Origin of the sequence: Actinacidiphila alni, assembly GCF_900112845.1 — a bacterium.
Classification (GTDB): domain Bacteria; phylum Actinomycetota; class Actinomycetes; order Streptomycetales; family Streptomycetaceae; genus Actinacidiphila; species Actinacidiphila alni.
Window position 1 is genome coordinate 76,034 of sequence record NZ_FONG01000018.1, and the last position, 16,287, is coordinate 92,320.

Sequence of the window (16,287 nt, forward strand, 5' to 3'; positions counted from 1 at the left end):
CTCCGGTGGTCCGCTCCCCCGGTCCGCTCCGGTGGCCGGTCCGGGTCCGGGTCCGCGGTCGTACCGCGGCCGGAGCCCTATGCGAGCAGCGCGCGGGCCAGTTGGCGGGACTGGGCGACGAGCCGGTCGGCGCTGTCCCAGACCTGGGCGTCCTCCTCCAGCAGGCCGCCGGCGAGATTGCGGGTGGTGAGGGCGACGCGCAGCGGGCCGGGGGCGGGGCGGCAGCGGAGGTGGACGGTGAGTTCGACGGTCGGCACCCAGCCCTTGAGCCCGAGGTCGAAGGCGGTGGGCGGCAGCGCGTCCACCGCGAGCAGCACGGAGAGCGCGTCGTGGTCGCGGCCGTCGGCCAGGCCGAGCCAGCCGCGCATGTCGCCGGCGCCGGAGGGCGCGCCGATCGCCCAGCCCGCGGTGGCCGGGTCGAGCCGCAGGTCGAGGCGGTCGAGGATGGCGGTGGAGCCGGGGACGGGACCGCTGCCTTCGGGCGCGTCCTCGGAGCCGACGCAGTCGGCGTAGCCGGGCATGACCGGCGGGGTCGCCGAGGTGCGGACGTCGTCGGGCAGCGCGCCGAGGTCGCCGTACGCGGCGATCACGCGGATGCGTTCGGTCTCGCGGCCCTCGGCGTCGGTCTGGTAGAGCGACGCCTGCCCGCTGGACAGGGTGCGGCCCGCCCGTACGGTCTCGGTCCTGATCACCGCGGGGCCCGGCTGCGAGGCCGTGAGGTAGTGCGCGGTGATGGTGAACGGGTCGTCGTGCGGCAGCGCGTCCCGCAGCGCGCGGCCGACGACCGCGAGCAGATAGCCGCCGTTGACGGCCTGGATGATGGTCCAGCCGGGCGACAGGTCGATGTCGTACGTGCCGGGCTCGTCCGGCCGGGCGACGACCGCGGTGTCGCGGTCGAATTCGCTGTCCCCGATGGTGGCGCGGGCCGCTGCATATGCCATGCGGTCCATGTTACCCGCGGGTAGTCCTCCGGTGTCCAGCCCCGTCCGGGCCGCTCACTCCCCCTCGGCCGCCGCGCTGCGCCGGTGCCAGGCCCGCGGCGCCCGCCAGTGGAAGCGCAGCGCCAGCAGCCGCAGCACGAAGGCGACCAGCGCGGCGAGCCCCGCGCTCACCCCGTCCAGCGCGTCGAAGCGGATCAGCAGCGCGACCGTAGTGGCGCCGACCAGCGCGGGCACGGCGTACAGATCGCGGTCCCAGCGCAGCAGCGACGGCACCTCGTTGGCCAGCAGGTCGCGCAGGACGCCGCCGCCGGCCGCCGTGGCCAGGCCGAGCGCGACGGACGGGGTCAGGCCGAGGCCGTACGTGTGCGCCTTGACGGTGCCGGTGACGCAGAACAGGCCGAGCCCGGCCGCGTCGAAGACGTTCACCGCGACATTGATCCGCTCGACCTCCGGGTGCAGGAAGAAGACCAGCGCGGTGGCGACCAGCGGCGTGGAGAAGTAGCCGAAGTCGGTGAAGGCGGCGGGCGGCACCGCGCCGATCACCAGGTCGCGGAAGAGCCCGCCGCCGAGCGCCGTGACCTCGGCGAGCACCGCCATGCCGAACACGTCGTAATTCCTGCGGACCGCCGCCAGCGCTCCGGAGATCGCGAAGACGAAGATCCCGACGACGTCGAGCGTGTGCTGGACGGTGTGCGTGAACAGATCCGTGGCCATGCCGATGTTGTACTACGCGGCACCCTCCCGGCCCGGTGCGCTACGCCTCCGACAGGCTCTTCACCGTGTTCTCCGGGTTCTCCGGCTGGTTCTCCGGGTGGTGGCAGGCCACCGAGTGCCCGGTGGCCAGCGGCGCGAGCGGCGGCTCCTGCGTACGGCAGACGTCGGTCGCCTTCCAGCAGCGGGTGTGGAAGCGGCAGCCCTTGGGCGGCGCGATCGGTGACGGCACGTCACCGTTGAGCAGGATGCGCTCGCGCGCCTGGCGCCGCTTGGGGTCCGGCACCGGCACCGCGGACATCAGCGCGGCGGTGTACGGGTGGAAGGGCGCGCCGTAGAGCGCCTCCCGGTCCGCGATCTCCACCACCTTGCCGAGGTACATCACCGCGATCCGGTCCGAGACGTGCCGGATCACCGACAGGTCGTGGGCGATGATCACATAGGTCAGGCCGAGTTCGGACTGGAGGTCGTCCAGCAGATTGACCACCTGCGCCTGGATCGACACGTCGAGCGCGGAGACCGGCTCGTCGGCGACGACCAGCTTCGGCTTGAGCGCCAGGGCCCGGGCGATGCCGATGCGCTGCCGCTGGCCGCCGGAGAACTCGTGCGGATAGCGGTTGTAGTGCTCCGGGCTGAGCCCGACCAGCTCCAGCAGATTCTGCACCTCGCGCTTGACGCCGTGCTCGGTCGCCACATTCTGCAGCCGGAAGGGCGCGCCGACGATGGTGCCGATGGTGTGCCGCGGGTTCAGCGACGAGTACGGGTCCTGGAAGATCATCTGCACGTCGCGCCGCATCGGCCGCATCGCGCCGGTGCTCAGGTGCGTGATGTCCCGGCCCTGGAACTCGACCTTGCCGCCGGTGGGTTCCAGCAGCCGGGTGATCAGCCGGCCCATCGTGGACTTGCCGCAGCCCGACTCGCCGACCACGCCCAGCGTCTCGCCTGCCGCGACCTCGAAGTCGATGCCGTCGACCGCCTGCACCGCGCCGACCTGGCGGCGCAGCAGGCCCTTGGTGATCGGGAAGTGCTTGACCAGGCCGGTGACCCGCAGCAGCGGTTCGCCGCTCTGCTGCCGGGGCAGCCGCGGAGTCTTGTCGGCGCTCGTGCCCTTGTCGAGGGACAGCGCGTCCGGGCCGCTCCTGTCGGGCGACGGCGCCGTGTCCTCCGCCGCGTCCTTCACCGGTTCGTCCTGCGAGGGATTCTCCGCCACGGGTTCTTCCTGGCCCTTCACAGCTTCGGCTCGATCTCTTCGGTCCAGATCCGGACGCTCTCGTCGTCGGCGAGGTGACACGCCGCCAGATGCCCGGGACCGACCTCGCGCAGCTCGGGCACGTCCGTCTCGGCGGCGCCGCCGGTCAGCGCCGCGTACGGGCAGCGCGGGTGGAAGGCGCAGCCGGACGGCACGTTGATCAAGCTGGGCGGGGTGCCCTTGACCGGGTTGAGCCGGTCAAGGCGCTCCCGGTCAAGACGCGGCATGGAGCCCAGCAGGCCCCAGGTGTACGGGTGCCGGGGCGCGGTGAACAGCGTCTCGGCGGTGCCGCGTTCGACCGCCCGGCCGGCGTACATCACCAGCAGGTCGTCGGCGACCTCGGCGACCACCCCGAGGTCGTGGGTGATCATGATGACGGCGGAGCCGAACTCCTTCTGCAAGTCGCGGATCAGGTCCAGGATCTGCGCCTGCACCGTCACGTCGAGCGCGGTGGTCGGCTCGTCGGCGATCAGCAGTTCGGGGTTGTTGACCAGCGCCATGGCGATCATCGCGCGCTGCCGCATGCCGCCGGAGAACTGGTGCGGGTAGTCCCGGAAGCGCTTCTTGGGCTCGGGGATGCCGACCCGGTCGAGCATTTCCACGGCCCGGTCGGTGGCCGCCTTGCGGCTCACCTTGTGGTGCACCCGGTACGCCTCGACGATCTGCGCGCCGACCGTGTAGTAGGGGTGCATCGCCGACAGCGGGTCCTGGAAGATCATCGCCATCTTGCGTCCGCGCAGCCGCCGTACGTGGTCGGGGTGCGCGGAGACCAGCTCCTCGCCGTCCAGCCACACCTCGCCGGAGATCCGGGCCCGCGCGGTGCGGTGCAGGCCCATGATGCCCAGCGACGTCACCGACTTGCCGGAGCCGGACTCGCCGACGATGCCGAGGGTACGGCCGCGCGGCAGGTCGAAGCTGAGGCCGTCGACCGACTTCACCAGGCCGTCGTCGGTGTCGAAGTGGATGCGCAGATCGCGGACCGACAGATATCCGTCGCCTGCCGGGGCGGGCCCGACGGTCAGCACGGGTTCGCCGGGCGCGCTCGGGGCGTCCTTGCGCAGCACCGCGCCGCCGCCGGGAGTGCCGCCGTCGGGAGTACGGTCAGGACCGCCGTCGGGAACGCTGTCCGGAGTGCTGTCGGGCACGCTGCCGTCCGTGGTGCTCACGAGTACCTCACGCGGGGGTCGATGGCGGCGTACAGCAGGTCAACCACCAGGTTGCACAGGACGATGAAGGTCGCCGCGACCATGGTCACGCCGAGCACGATCGGCAGGTCGTTGTCGCGCACACCCTGCACCGCGTAGGCGCCGACTCCCTGGAAGGAGAAGACGCGTTCGGTGATGATCGCGCCGCCGATCAGCAGCCCGAAGTCCATGCCGAAGATGGTGACGATCGGGGTGAGCGCGGCGCGCAGCGCGTGCTTGCCGACCACGACGCGTTCGGGCAGGCCCTTGGCGCGCGCGGTGCGGATGTAGTCCTCGCCCATCGTCTCCAGCATCCCGGCTCTGGTCAGGCGGGCGTACAGCGCGGAGTAGAGGAAGGCGAGGCTGATCCACGGCAGCACCAGATTCCACGCCCACTGGCCGGGATCGCTGGTGAAGCTGTGGTACTGGACGTTGTCCCACACCGTCCACTTGTAGGAGAACAGGCCCAGCAGCACCATGCCGGTGAAGAAGATCGGCAGCGAGACGCCGGCCAGGGCCACGCCCATGGAGAGCCGGTCGAAGATCGTGCCGCGCTTGAGCGCGGAGATGACGCCGATGACGACACCGGAGATCACCCAGATCACGGCCGCGCCGATCGCCAGCGAGAAGGTGACCGGGATGCGGTCCTTGATCTGCGGCCACACCTCGACGTGCGACTTGAAGGAGTAGCCGAAGCACGGCCGGTGGCACTGGGCGGCGTCCGGGCCGAACTTGTAGTTCGCGCCCATGACGATGGCCTTGATGAAGTGCCAGTACTGCTCGTACAGCGGGAGATCCAGCCCGAGGTTCTTCTTGACCGCCGCGATCGACTCGGGGTTGGCGTCCTTGCCCACGTACTGGGTGGCCAGCTGGGTGGTGCTCTGGCCGCCGATCTTCGGGACGAGGAAGAAGATCGCGAATGTGACCGCGCTGACGACAAGCACCAGGATTATCGCGGCGATCACGCGTCGGATGATGTACGCAGTCACAACGGTTCGGCGCCGGGTCCGCCGGCCCGGGGCGTACCCCGGGTCCGGCGGACACCGATGCCTTCACCTGCCTTCCGGTGTTCGGAGCCCGCTTACTTGGAGGAGCTGAGCAGCAGGTAGTCGTACATGCCCAGGTACGCCTGAGTGACCGTCACATTGGTGGCGTTGTCCGGGCGGTAGAGCAGGTTCTTGCGGTAGATCAGCGGCACGACCGTGGCGGTGTCGACGACCATCTTGTCGATGTCGCCCCACGCCTTGGTGCGGGCGGCGGCGTCGGTGTTGGAGATCGCGTCCGACAGCGCCTTGTTGATCGCCGGGTCGTTCAGCTCCTGCAGGTTGTTGCCGCCGGACGGCTTGATGGCGCTGCCGTCCACGATCTGGTCGAGGAAGCCGTAGCCGGTCGGCCAGTCGGCGCCCCACGCGGTCATCATCAGACCGAGCTGGTGCTCGTGCACATAGCTGGGCACGCCGGCGAAGTTGGAGAAGTACTTGCCCGCCGGGTAGCTCTTGATGCTCGCGTTGATGCCGACCTGCTTGAGCGAGTTCTGCACCGCGGTGGCCTGCGCCATCTCGGCCGGGCGGTCCGAGCGCGCGGTCATGTTGACGCTGAAGCCGTTCGGGTGGCCGCACTTGGTGAGCGCGTCCTTGGCCTTGGCCTTGTCGCCCTTGTTGCCCTCGGTCGGGAACTCGTCGAACTTGGCGTAGCCGTTGACCGTCGGCGGGAGCAGCGTGGTGGCGACGTCACCCTTGACGCTGCCGCCGATCGCGGTCTGCACGGACACCTTGTCGATCGCGTACTCGACGGCCTTGCGGCACTCGATGTTGTCGAAGGGCTTCACCTTCGGGTTGATCGCCATGTAGGCGGTGGCGCCGGCGTACGAGTCGTCGGTGCTGCTCTTGTACTTGGGACCGGTGACCTTGGCCTGGGTCTGCGGGGTGACGCCCGTACCGCCGGAGTCCACCGTGGTGTTGCCCGCCAGCAGGTTGTTGTCGATGGTGACCGCGTCGACCTTGAACTTGATCTGGTAGCGGTCCGGCAGCGCGGTGCGCACCGGGTCGTTGGCCTTGGACCACTGCGGGTTGCGCACCAGCGTGGCGCCCGCGCCCTCGGTGTACGAGGCGAATTTGTACGGGCCGGACGACACTATGTGCTTCACGTAGCCGGCGCCGTCGTCCTTGGCCTGCGGCACGGGGGCCGTCTGCGAGAAGGTCGCCAGGTAGTCGAAGTCCGCGAAGGGCTTGGCCAGGTGGAAGACGATCGTGGTGTCGTTCGGGGTCTCGATGGACGCGATCCCGTTGGGGTTCTTGTCCTTGTACGGGCCCTGGTACTTGTCGCCGCCCTCCAGGTAGGACTTGAAGTACGTCGGGCCGTTGGACAGGGCCTCGGGCGCGAAGTTGCTGCGCTCGATCGCGTACTTGATGTCCTTGGTGGTGATCGGCGTGCCGTCGTCGTACTTCAGGCCGGAACGGATCGTGTACGTCCAGGTCTTGGCGTCCGCGCTGGCCTTGCCGAGGCCGGTGGCGAGGTCGGGGACGACGGTGAGGCCGTCCTTGCCCGCGGCGGGCTTGAAGGTGAGCAGCGTACGCGCGTAGAGGCGGGAGAAGTTCTGCACCCACCCGTAGTACGTGTTGCCCGGGTCCAGGGAGTCCGGCACGTCGGAGTTCTCCATGACGACCGTCCCCCCCTTCTTGTCCGAGGCGTTGACGATCGAGGTGAGCGCGGCGTCGGTGCCCTTGGCGGCCTTGCTGCTGCCGCTGCTGGGCTTGTTGCCGCCCTTGTCGTCCTTCGAGTCGCTGCTGCACGCGGATGCTCCCAGGGCCATAGCCATGGCAAGCGCCAGCGCGGCTGTCGCTTTTCTGCTGTTCATGCCGAGGAAAGCCTCCCAATCGGATGGATGTACGTCGTTGCGGCAGTGGTACGGCGAGGGTGACGGGGTGTCACGTACTGCGGATCGGGTGCGGTGCTCACTTGCTGCGCGGATCGAGGGCGTCGCGCAGCCCGTCGCCCAGCAGGTTGAAGGCCAGCACCGTGATGAAGATCGCGAGGCCGGGGACGACCATGTACTGCGGGTCGGCGTAGAACAGGTCGACGGCGTCGTTGAGCATCCCGCCCCATGACGCCTGTGGTGGCGCGATGCCGACGCCGAGGAAGCTCAGCGCCGCCTCGAAGAGGATGTTGGTCGGGATCAGCAGCGTCGAGTAGACGAGGATCGGCGCGACCAGGTTCGGCAGCAGCTCCTTGAACAGGATGTACGGGCCGCGCGCGCCCATGCTCCGGGCGGCTTCGACGAATTCGCGTTCTCGCAGGCTGAGCGTCTGGCCGCGGACGATGCGGCCCATGTAGGGCCAGTTGAAGAAGCCGATGACGAAGATCAGCACACTGATCCGCAGCGGCAGCCCATTCAGGCCGAAGGCGCCGTCCTGCAGCGACGCGGAGATGGAGATCGCGAAGAGCAGCAGCGGGAAGGCGAGGAAGGTGTCCATCAGCCGGCTGATCAGGCTGTCCACCCAGCCGCCGTAGTAGCCGGCGATCACGCCGAGCACGGTGCCGATGACATTGGACAGGATCGTCGCGCCGGTGGCGACCAGCATCGACACCCAGGAGCCCTCGATGATCCGGGCCAGCAGGTCGCGCCCGTACTGCGGGTCGATACCCAGCGGGTGGTCCCAACTCATGCCGCCCCAGCCGCCTTTGGGGGCGACCTTCACCGGGTCGACGAGGTCCTGGTGGAAGGCGGTGGGGTCGAGGCCGAAGATGTGCTCGATCGGCTTGGCGAGGATCGCGAGCAGCACCAGGAGCACGACAACGATGCCACCTGCTACCGCCACCTTGTCGCGCCTGAAGCGCATCCAGGCGATCTGACCGAGCGACCTGCCCTGGATCTCGCTTCGCTCGACCCCGCTGAGTATGGCTTCCGGCTGTGCCTCGGCCTGCCCATGGGTGGTCTCAATCGGTGCGGTCATGGTGTGACTGACCCCTCTCGCCGGCGGGTAACCGGCGCGCGCCCGCCGCTGTAGCGGCTTTACTCATCAGTCGTGCTGCTGGTGCGAGGTGCATGGTGCTCGTGAGCAGATGCGCGCGGTGTGCGCGCGGTGTGCGCAAGACGTGCATGGTGCATGAACCGGCAGTGCAGAAAGTGCTGTTGGTACGGGGCGGTGCAGGTGGTACGGGTTCCGCGCGGGGCTCCGGGGCCCTTGCCGCTGGATTCTTCTGTGATGTGTCGATCACCCGCCAGCCCTCACAGCGAAGGGATGCGCAACTGTGATGTGGTGATTCATCGACCGTTACCGACGCGTACATCGGGGTACGGTCGTGGGGTGAACGAGCGGCTGCGTGCGGTATGCGACCTGATGGTGCCGGTGGTACGGGAGATGGCGGGGCGGCACGAGTACGACGGCCGGGTCCAGGACCTGTCACCGGACGGCGTCCGCCGCGGCCTGGAAGCGCTCTCCCGCGCCCGCCGCGCCGCCGGACCGCTCGAATCGGCCCACGACGAACGGCATCTGACGGTCTTCGAGGAAGCGCAGCGCGTGCAGTACGGCGAGCTGGAGCTGCACCGGCGGGACCCGTACCAGCATCTGTCCAACCTCGAACTGGCTTGTTACGACCGGGAGTACGCGCCGCGCCGGGAGCGCGCCAAGGCCCGTCGCAAGCATCTGGCGCGCTGGCCGGAGGCCGTGGACGGCGCCGTGGCCTCGCTCGACCAGGTGACGGCGCCGGTCGCGGACGCGCTGCTCGGCGCGGTCCGGGGCCTGGCGGCCGGGCTCGACGCGGACGAGGACCCCGAGACGGCGGCCGCCCTGGCCGCGCACGCCCGGCTGGTCGCGCACATCGAGCGGGCGGCCGAGCACGGCGACCCCGACCCGCGGCTCGGCGGCAAGGCGCTGGCTGCGCTGATGGGCAGTCAGGAAGGGATGCGGGTCGACCTGTCGGCGCTCGCCGCCGAGGCGGACCGCGAACGCGCCCGGCTCACCGACCTGTTGACCGACTCCTGCCGCGCGCTGGACCGGCACCGCCGGGTCGACGAGCTGCTGCCCGAGCTGCTGGCCGACCACCCCGGCGCGGACGGCGTGATCCCCGAGGCGGCCCGGCTCACCGACGAGGTCATCGAATTCACCCGGGCCCGCAAGCTCGCGCCGTATGTGGACGGCGACTGCCTGGTCGGGCCCGCGCCGCCCTCGCGGCGCTGGGCGATGGCGATGATGAGCTGGGCGGCGCCCGCCGAGGCCGACTCCGCGTCCTGGTACCACGTCACCCCGCCCGAGCCGGACTGGCCGGCCGACGAGCGCGAGGAGTGGCTGACGGTCTTCAGCCGCACCAGCCTGCCGTCGATCACCGTCCACGAGGTGGCCCCCGGGCACTTCGCGCACGGCCGCGCCCTGCGCAGGGCCGAAGGGCCGGTGCGGCGGACCCTGCACAGCGTGTCCTTCGCCGAGGGGTGGGCGCACTATGTGGAGGAGGTCTGCCTCGAAGAGGGCTTCCGGGCCCGCGACCCGCGGTTCGCGATCGGCGTCGCCCTGGAGGCGCTGGTCCGCGTCACCCGGCTGACCTGTGCGATCGGGCTGCACACCGGTTCGCTCTCGCTGGAGGACGCGACCCGGCTCTTCATGCGCGACGCCCATCTCGCCCGGGCCGGCGCCGCCTCCGAGGCGCGCCGCGGCACCTTCGACGCCGCCTACGGCCGCTACACCTGGGGCAAGCTGGAGATCATGCGGCTGCGCGAGCGCGCCCGCCGCGCCCGGCACTTCTCCCTCCCCCGCTTCCACGCCGACCTGCTCGCCCTCGGCAGCCCACCCCTGGGCCTCCTGGACGGGGCACTGGGCGCGTAGGGGGACGGTCCGCTACCGCGGGCCCCACGCCGGGCCGCCCGCGTACGCCTCGCGGTCGAAGAACGGGCGGCCGTTCGCCCGCATCCACATCGCGACGGGATCGTAGGCGTCGGCCATCGCGACCGTCGAGACGGCGAGCCCCTCGGGCACCCCGCCCACCGACTGCTGCATCATCAGCCGCACCGACTCCACCGCCTGCGGCGACCCGTCGTAGACCTCCACGCCGATCGCCAGATACGGCTCGCCGAGCGCGGGCTGCACCCAGGCGCGCCGCAGCGCCCGTACCGGCGCGGTGCGGTGCGCGGCCTGCGCGAGCAGCGCGTAGAACTGCGGGATCTGCAGGGACGGTTCACCGATCTGGAGCGGCCCGGCGGGCAGCAGGTCCAGGCCGCCGCCGCACCGCCTTGCGCGCCCGCGATCACGTGGGACCGCCCCTTCCCCTCGTTCGGTCTGCCCGGCGCACACCTGTACGCCGCAGGCCATCAAATCAGGTCGTGTACCTGATCCCCACTCGTGCCGTCCGTCAGTCCCGTCCCCGGTCCCGCCGGCAGGCCCGTCACCGGTCCCGCCGTCGGTCCCGTCAGTCCCGTCAGTCCCGCGCGAAGAACGGCCGCACGGTCTCCAGCATCCAGTCCGCGACCGGGTCCTGGGCGACATCCAGCAGAATGAGATGTACCGGCCAGGTCACGGGCGCGGTGCCGAGGGCGCGGCCGAGCGCGTCCATGGCCGCGGCCCGGTCCTCCTCCTGCCAGCGGTCCAGCTCCACGCCGACGAAGAGGGCGGGCGGCTCGTCCTCGACGGCGGCCAGCGCGCGGCGGGCGGAGAGCACGACGGGGGTGACCGCGAATTCACCGGCGGCGGTGGCGAGGAAGTCCACCGGTTCGCCGTCGTGGTCCGGCTCCCAGAGCCGGACCCGGCCGCCGACCGCGGGCCCGCCGGGGGTCTCCCCGTACGGCCCCGCGCCGCGTCCGCCGCGGCACAGCTCGGCGACGGCGGCGGGCGGCAGCGGCACCCCGACGGCGCCGCCGGGATTCACGGCGATACCGACCGCGGGGGGCAGGCCGCGGGCGAATTCGTGCACCGGGGCGACGGTGCAGGCCATGCCGTCGGCGGCCTGCCGGAACTGCTGCTCGGAGCTGAAGACCGGCACATAGGGCGCGCCCTCCAGTTCGACGGTGGGCAGGTCGAGGGCGGGCGCGTCGGGTGTGCCGCCGTTCGGCAGCGGCACCCACACCTGGGAGCGGCCGAGCACTTCGAGCAGCCGCCCGGTGGCGGAGGGATTGCCGAGGCTCGCGGTGAGCACTTCTTCCAGCTCGTTGGCCGGCCATATGTACGGCGCCGGAATCTCCATGTCCACCCTTGTCCGCCCATGTGCCACTGTCCTGCCCGGAAACCCTAGCGGCTGGCGTGCAATGATGAGCGGCACAACTTGCATACCGGCCGTTGGAGGCCGCGCGGGAGAGTTCCGGCCGTCAGCGGCCGGGCGCCGAAGGAGCAAGTCCTCCCTTGAATCTCTCAGGCACAGATACCGCGCGGACGAGGCAGATCTGAAAAGCGGGCGGCTCCCTGCCGGGAGCGCGGCCCCACCCAAGGTGCAAGCCGGGGCCCGGACGGGTCACGGTGAACCTCTCAGGTTCCGATGACAGATGGGGAGACCAGGGGCGCACCCTTGCCCCTGGGCCCGTCCCGTCCGCCCCTCACCTCCCCGGGAGCCATCCGCGATGAGCCAGCCACCCCGTCACACCGCCCTCGACGCGCTGCACCGCGCCCTCGGCGCGACCATGACCGACTTCGCGGGCTGGGACATGCCGCTGCGGTACGGCAGCGAGCGCGACGAGCACCAGGCCGTACGCACCCGCGCCGGGCTGTTCGACCTGTCCCACATGGGCGAGATCACCGTGACGGGGCCGCGTGCGGGCGAGGCGCTCGATTACGCGCTGGTCGGCCACCTGTCGGCGCTGGCCGTCGGCCGGGCCCGCTACACGATGATCTGCGCGCCCGACGGCGGCATCCTGGACGACCTGATCGTCTACCGGCTCGGCGAGCAGGAGTACATGATCGTCGCCAACGCCTCCAACGCCCAGGTGGTGCTGGACGCGGTCACCGAGCGGGCGGCCGGTTTCGACGGCGCGGCCGTACGCGACGACCGGGACGCGTACGCGCTGCTGGCCGTCCAGGGCCCGCAGGCCCCGGGCATCCTGAAGTCGCTGACCGACGCGGATCTGGACGGGCTGAAGTACTACGCGGGCCTGCCCGGCACGGTCGCCGGGGTGTCCGCGCTGATCGCCCGTACCGGCTACACCGGCGAGGACGGCTTCGAGCTGTTCGTGGCGCCCGGCGACGCCGAGCGGCTGTGGCAGGCGCTCACCGAGGCGGGCGCGGCGGCCGGGCTCGTCCCGTGCGGCCTGTCCTGCCGGGACACGCTGCGCCTGGAGGCGGGCATGCCGCTGTACGGGCACGAGCTGAGCACCGCGCTGACGCCGTTCGACGCCGGGCTCGGCCGGGTCGTGAAGTTCGACAAGCCCGGCGACTTCGTCGGCCGGCAGGCGCTGGAGGCCGCGGCCGAGAAGGCGGCGGCCAGCCCGCCGCGCAAACTGGTCGGTCTGATCGCCGAGGGCCGCCGGGTGCCGCGCGCGGGCTACCCGGTGACGGACGGCTCCGGCGCCGTGATCGGCGAGGTCACCTCGGGCGCGCCGTCCCCGACGCTCGGCGTTCCGCTGGCGATGGCGTACGTGGACGCCGCGCATGCCGCGCCCGGCACGGCGGGGGTGGCCGTCGACATCCGCGGCGCCCAGGAGCCGCACCGGGTCGTGGCGCTGCCGTTCTACAAGCGGGAACGCTGACAGGCTCGTCCCGCCCTTTCCTCTGTGCGCTTGTGCGCGGACCGGACCGTCCCGCCGCGCGAGCACCCCTTCACATCCGGGAGAATTCCGTCATGAGCATCAATCCCCAGAACCTGCGGTACAGCAAGGAACACGAGTGGCTCTCCGCCCCCGCGGACGGGGTCGCCACCGTCGGCATCACCTCGCACGCCGCCGACGCGCTCGGTGACGTCGTCTTCGTGCAGCTGCCCGAGGTGGGCGCCGCCGTGACCGCGGGCGAGACCTGCGGCGAGCTGGAGTCCACCAAGTCCGTCAGCGACCTGTACTCCCCGGTCTCCGGCGAGGTCACCGAGATCAACCAGGACGTCGTGGACGACCCGGCGCTGGTCAATTCCGCGCCCTTCGAGGGCGGCTGGCTGTTCAAGGTCCGCGTGTCGGACGAGGCCGGCGAGCTGCTGTCGGCCGCCGAGTACGACGCCTTCATCGCGGGCTGAGCCCTCCCCGGACCTCCCCGTCCCGGCCGTCCGCCGCGGCCGCCCGATTCGGCCACCCGGTTCGACCTTCCGATCCTTCTGACCAGGAAGCTCCCATGTCGTTGCTGAACCAGTCCCTGCACGAGTTCGACCCGGACGTCGCCGCCGCGGTCGACGCCGAACTGCACCGCCAGCAGTCCACCCTCGAAATGATCGCCTCGGAGAACTTCGCGCCGGTCGCGGTCCTGGAGGCCCAGGGCTCGGTGCTGACCAACAAGTACGCCGAGGGGTACCCGGGCCGCCGCTACTACGGCGGCTGCGAGCACGTCGACGTGATCGAGCAGCTCGCGATCGACCGGGTCAAGGCGCTGTTCGGCGCCGAGGCCGCGAACGTCCAGCCGCACTCGGGCGCGTCGGCGAACGCCGCCGCGATGGCCGCGCTGCTCAAGCCGGGCGACACCATCCTGGGCCTGGACCTGGCGCACGGCGGCCACCTGACCCACGGCATGAAGATCAACTTCTCCGGCAAGCTGTACAAGGTCGCCGCCTACCACGTGGACGAGCACACCGGTCTGGTCGACATGGCCGAGGTCGAGAAGCTCGCCCGCGAGCACCGGCCGCAGCTGGTCATCGCGGGCTGGTCGGCGTATCCGCGGCAGCTCGACTTCGCCGAGTTCCGCCGGATCGCGGACGAGGTCGGCGCGTATCTGATGGTCGACATGGCGCACTTCGCCGGCCTGGTCGCGGCCGGTCTGCACCCCTCCCCCGTGCCGTACGCGGACGTGGTCACCACCACGACCCACAAGACGCTGGGCGGGCCGCGCGGCGGTGTCATCCTCTCCAAGGCCGAGCTGGCCAAGAAGATCAACTCCGCGGTCTTCCCCGGTCAGCAGGGCGGCCCGCTGGAGCATGTGATCGCCGGAAAGGCGGTGGCCTTCAAGGCCGCGGCCACCGACGAGTTCAAGGACCGCCAGGCCCGTACGCTCCAGGGCGCGAAGATCCTCGCCGACCGGCTGGTCCGCGACGACCTCACCGAGGTCGGCGTCTCCGTGCTGTCCGGCGGCACCGACGTCCACCTCGTCCTGGTCGACCTGCGCGACTCCGCGCTCGACGGGCAGCAGGCCGAGGACCGCCTCCACTCGGTCGGGATCACCGTCAACCGCAACGCGATCCCCAACGACCCGCGGCCCCCCATGGTCACCTCGGGCCTGCGCATCGGCACGCCCGCGCTCGCCACACGGGGCTTCGACGCCGAGGATTTCCGCGAGGTCGCGGAGATCATCGCGGCGGCGCTGAAGCCTTCTTACGATGCGGCTGCCTTGAGGGACCGGGTCACCGCTCTCACGGTGAAGCATCCCCTCTACACCTGACTCCTCCCGGAGCGGGGCGCCCGACAGGGGCGCGGTGCCTTCGCGGAAGGCGTGGCACCGTGTCTTCAGGGGCGCGGGGAACTGCGCGCTCAGCCACCGCGGTGGTGCGGCTCAAAGACCCGCCCCAGTGGGGCAGACGCTGTCTGTTTCGCGACTACCGGGCCGGTGGGGGCGGGCCGCGCAGTTCCCCGCGCCCCTGACGGGGCACCCTCCTCCGCAGAGGCGCCCTGTCGGGCACCCGCCCGACGAAGCTCGCCCCCAGCCGGGGGGACAACGGCGTCCCCCCGTACGTACAGGAGCCGTACCCGATGGCCATCTCCGTCTTCGACCTCTTCTCCGTGGGCATAGGCCCGAGCAGCTCCCACACGGTGGGCCCCATGCGTGCCGCAGGCATCTTCGTGCACCGGCTGAAGAACGAGGGCCTGCTCGCGCACACCGCCTCGGTGCGCGCCGAACTGTTCGGGTCGCTGGGCGCGACCGGCCACGGCCACGGCACGCCGAAAGCGGTGCTGCTGGGCCTGGCGGGCCACTCGCCGCGCACGGTGGACGTGGAGACGGCCGACGACGAGGTCGCCGCCGTCCACGCCACCGGCAGGCTGAATCTGCTCGGCGCCCACGAGATCGCCTTCGACCCGGCGACACAGGTGGTGCTGCACCGCCGCAGGTCGCTGCCGTACCACGCCAACGGCATGACCCTCTTCGCGTACGACGCGGCCGGCGAACCGCTGCTGGAGAAGACGTACTACTCGGTCGGCGGCGGCTTCGTCGTGGACGAGGACGCGGTGGGCGAGGACCGGATCAAGCTGGACGACACGGTGCTGCGCCACCCGTTCCGTACGGGTGACGAACTGCTGCGGCTGTGCCGCGAGACGGGCCTGTCGATCTCCGCGCTGATGCTGGAGAACGAGAAGGCGTGGCGCACCGAGGAGGAGATCCGCGCGGGCCTGCTGGACATCTGGCGCGTCATGCAGGCGTGCGTGCAGCGCGGCATGTCCCGCGAGGGCATCCTGCCCGGCGGCCTGAAGGTGCGCCGCCGCGCGGCCCAGTCCGCCCGCCAGCTGCGCGCCGAGGGCGACCCGGCCGCGCACGCGATGGAGTGGGTCACCCTCTACGCGATGGCCGTCAACGAGGAGAACGCGGCCGGCGGCCGGGTCGTCACCGCCCCCACCAACGGCGCCGCGGGCATCATCCCGGCCGTCCTCCACTACTACCTGAACTTCGTTGCCTCCCCCACCGCCTCCCCGGCCGAGCGGGAGGAGGCCGTCGTCCGCTATCTGCTCGCGGCGGGCGCGATCGGCATGCTCTTCAAGGAGAACGCCTCGATCTCCGGCGCCGAGGTCGGCTGCCAGGGCGAGGTCGGCTCCGCCTGCTCCATGGCCGCGGGCGGCCTCGCCGAGATCCTCGGCGGCTCCACCGAGCAGGTCGAGAACGCCGCCGAGATCGGCATGGAGCACAATCTCGGCCTGACCTGCGACCCGGTCGGCGGCCTCGTCCAGATCCCGTGCATCGAGCGCAACGGCATGGCCGCGGTCAAGGCCGTCACCGCCGCCCGCCTGGCCATGCGCGGCGACGGCCGCCACCACGTCTCCCTCGACAAGGTCATCAAGACCATGAAGGAGACCGGCGCCGACATGAAGATCAAGTACAAGGAGACCGCGCGCGGCGGTCTCGCGGTGAACGTCATCGAGTGCTGACGCGCGCCCGCCCCCCGCTGGACC

General features: G+C 71.1%; 13 protein-coding genes, 1 pseudogene and 1 riboswitch. Of the genes and pseudogenes, 5 read left to right on the plus strand and 9 right to left on the minus strand.

Annotation, left to right across the window (positions count from 1 at the left end; all coding sequences use genetic code 11):
* Positions 1-77: 77 nt before the first annotated feature.
* The 7 genes from BM076_RS26085 to BM076_RS26115 form a co-directional block, all read right to left on the minus strand.
* On the minus strand, positions 78-941 hold the full coding sequence (locus BM076_RS26085) for a thioesterase family protein (RefSeq protein WP_407640711.1): 864 nt from the start codon (positions 939-941) through the stop codon (positions 78-80).
* 54 nt (positions 942-995) lie between these two features.
* Entirely contained in the window at positions 996-1,655 is a 660-nt protein-coding gene (locus BM076_RS26090; protein WP_093716139.1) for a trimeric intracellular cation channel family protein, read from the minus strand.
* 40 nt (positions 1,656-1,695) lie between these two features.
* A complete protein-coding gene (locus tag BM076_RS26095) occupies positions 1,696-2,775 on the minus strand; it encodes an ABC transporter ATP-binding protein (protein WP_407640714.1) in 1,080 nt (359 codons plus the stop codon).
* A gap of 104 nt (positions 2,776-2,879) precedes the next feature.
* A complete protein-coding gene (locus tag BM076_RS26100) occupies positions 2,880-3,962 on the minus strand; it encodes an ABC transporter ATP-binding protein (protein WP_177246622.1) in 1,083 nt (360 codons plus the stop codon).
* A gap of 101 nt (positions 3,963-4,063) precedes the next feature.
* Positions 4,064-5,074 (minus strand): ABC transporter permease, encoded by a 1,011-nt coding sequence (locus BM076_RS26105; RefSeq protein WP_093716140.1) that lies wholly within the window; start codon positions 5,072-5,074, stop codon positions 4,064-4,066.
* Between the two features lie 92 nt (positions 5,075-5,166).
* On the minus strand, positions 5,167-6,942 hold the full coding sequence (locus tag BM076_RS26110) for an ABC transporter substrate-binding protein (protein WP_093716141.1): 1,776 nt from the start codon (positions 6,940-6,942) through the stop codon (positions 5,167-5,169).
* 97 nt (positions 6,943-7,039) lie between these two features.
* Positions 7,040-8,038 carry an ABC transporter permease gene (locus BM076_RS26115; protein WP_093716142.1) on the minus strand — a complete coding sequence of 333 codons (999 nt, stop codon included), beginning with the start codon at positions 8,036-8,038 and terminating at the stop codon, positions 7,040-7,042.
* A 354-nt stretch (positions 8,039-8,392) separates the two neighbouring features.
* On the opposite strand from BM076_RS26115, the gene BM076_RS26120 reads away from it, so the two are divergent.
* Complete coding sequence (locus BM076_RS26120; protein WP_093716143.1) at positions 8,393-9,904, plus strand: DUF885 family protein; 1,512 nt, start codon at positions 8,393-8,395, stop codon at positions 9,902-9,904.
* 12 nt (positions 9,905-9,916) lie between these two features.
* Here the strand turns inward: BM076_RS26120 and BM076_RS26125 are convergent.
* Both BM076_RS26125 and BM076_RS26130 read right to left on the minus strand, forming a co-directional pair.
* Positions 9,917-10,309 (minus strand): annotated as a pseudogene (locus tag BM076_RS26125) (enhanced serine sensitivity protein SseB C-terminal domain-containing protein); the annotation flags it as partial.
* 184 nt (positions 10,310-10,493) lie between these two features.
* Positions 10,494-11,255 (minus strand): enhanced serine sensitivity protein SseB, encoded by a 762-nt coding sequence (locus BM076_RS26130; protein WP_093716205.1) that lies wholly within the window; start codon positions 11,253-11,255, stop codon positions 10,494-10,496.
* 94 nt (positions 11,256-11,349) lie between these two features.
* Positions 11,350-11,445: riboswitch (glycine riboswitch) on the plus strand.
* Between the two features lie 180 nt (positions 11,446-11,625).
* On the opposite strand from BM076_RS26130, the gene gcvT reads away from it, so the two are divergent.
* The 4 genes from gcvT to BM076_RS26150 all read left to right on the plus strand — a co-directional run bounded on the left by gcvT (position 11,626) and on the right by BM076_RS26150 (position 16,263).
* Entirely contained in the window at positions 11,626-12,747 is a 1,122-nt protein-coding gene (gene gcvT, locus BM076_RS26135; RefSeq protein ID WP_093716145.1) for a glycine cleavage system aminomethyltransferase GcvT, read from the plus strand.
* A 92-nt stretch (positions 12,748-12,839) separates the two neighbouring features.
* Positions 12,840-13,220, plus strand: a complete 381-nt coding sequence (gene gcvH, locus BM076_RS26140; protein WP_093716146.1) for a glycine cleavage system protein GcvH — start codon at positions 12,840-12,842, stop codon at positions 13,218-13,220.
* 95 nt (positions 13,221-13,315) lie between these two features.
* The gene (gene glyA / locus BM076_RS26145; RefSeq protein WP_093716147.1) at positions 13,316-14,569 is read left to right on the plus strand and encodes a serine hydroxymethyltransferase; all 1,254 of its coding nucleotides are present in this window, start codon (positions 13,316-13,318) and stop codon (positions 14,567-14,569) included.
* Positions 14,570-14,877: 308 nt separating this feature from the next.
* The gene (locus tag BM076_RS26150; protein ID WP_093716148.1) at positions 14,878-16,263 is read left to right on the plus strand and encodes an L-serine ammonia-lyase; all 1,386 of its coding nucleotides are present in this window, start codon (positions 14,878-14,880) and stop codon (positions 16,261-16,263) included.
* Positions 16,264-16,287: the final 24 nt, after the last annotated feature.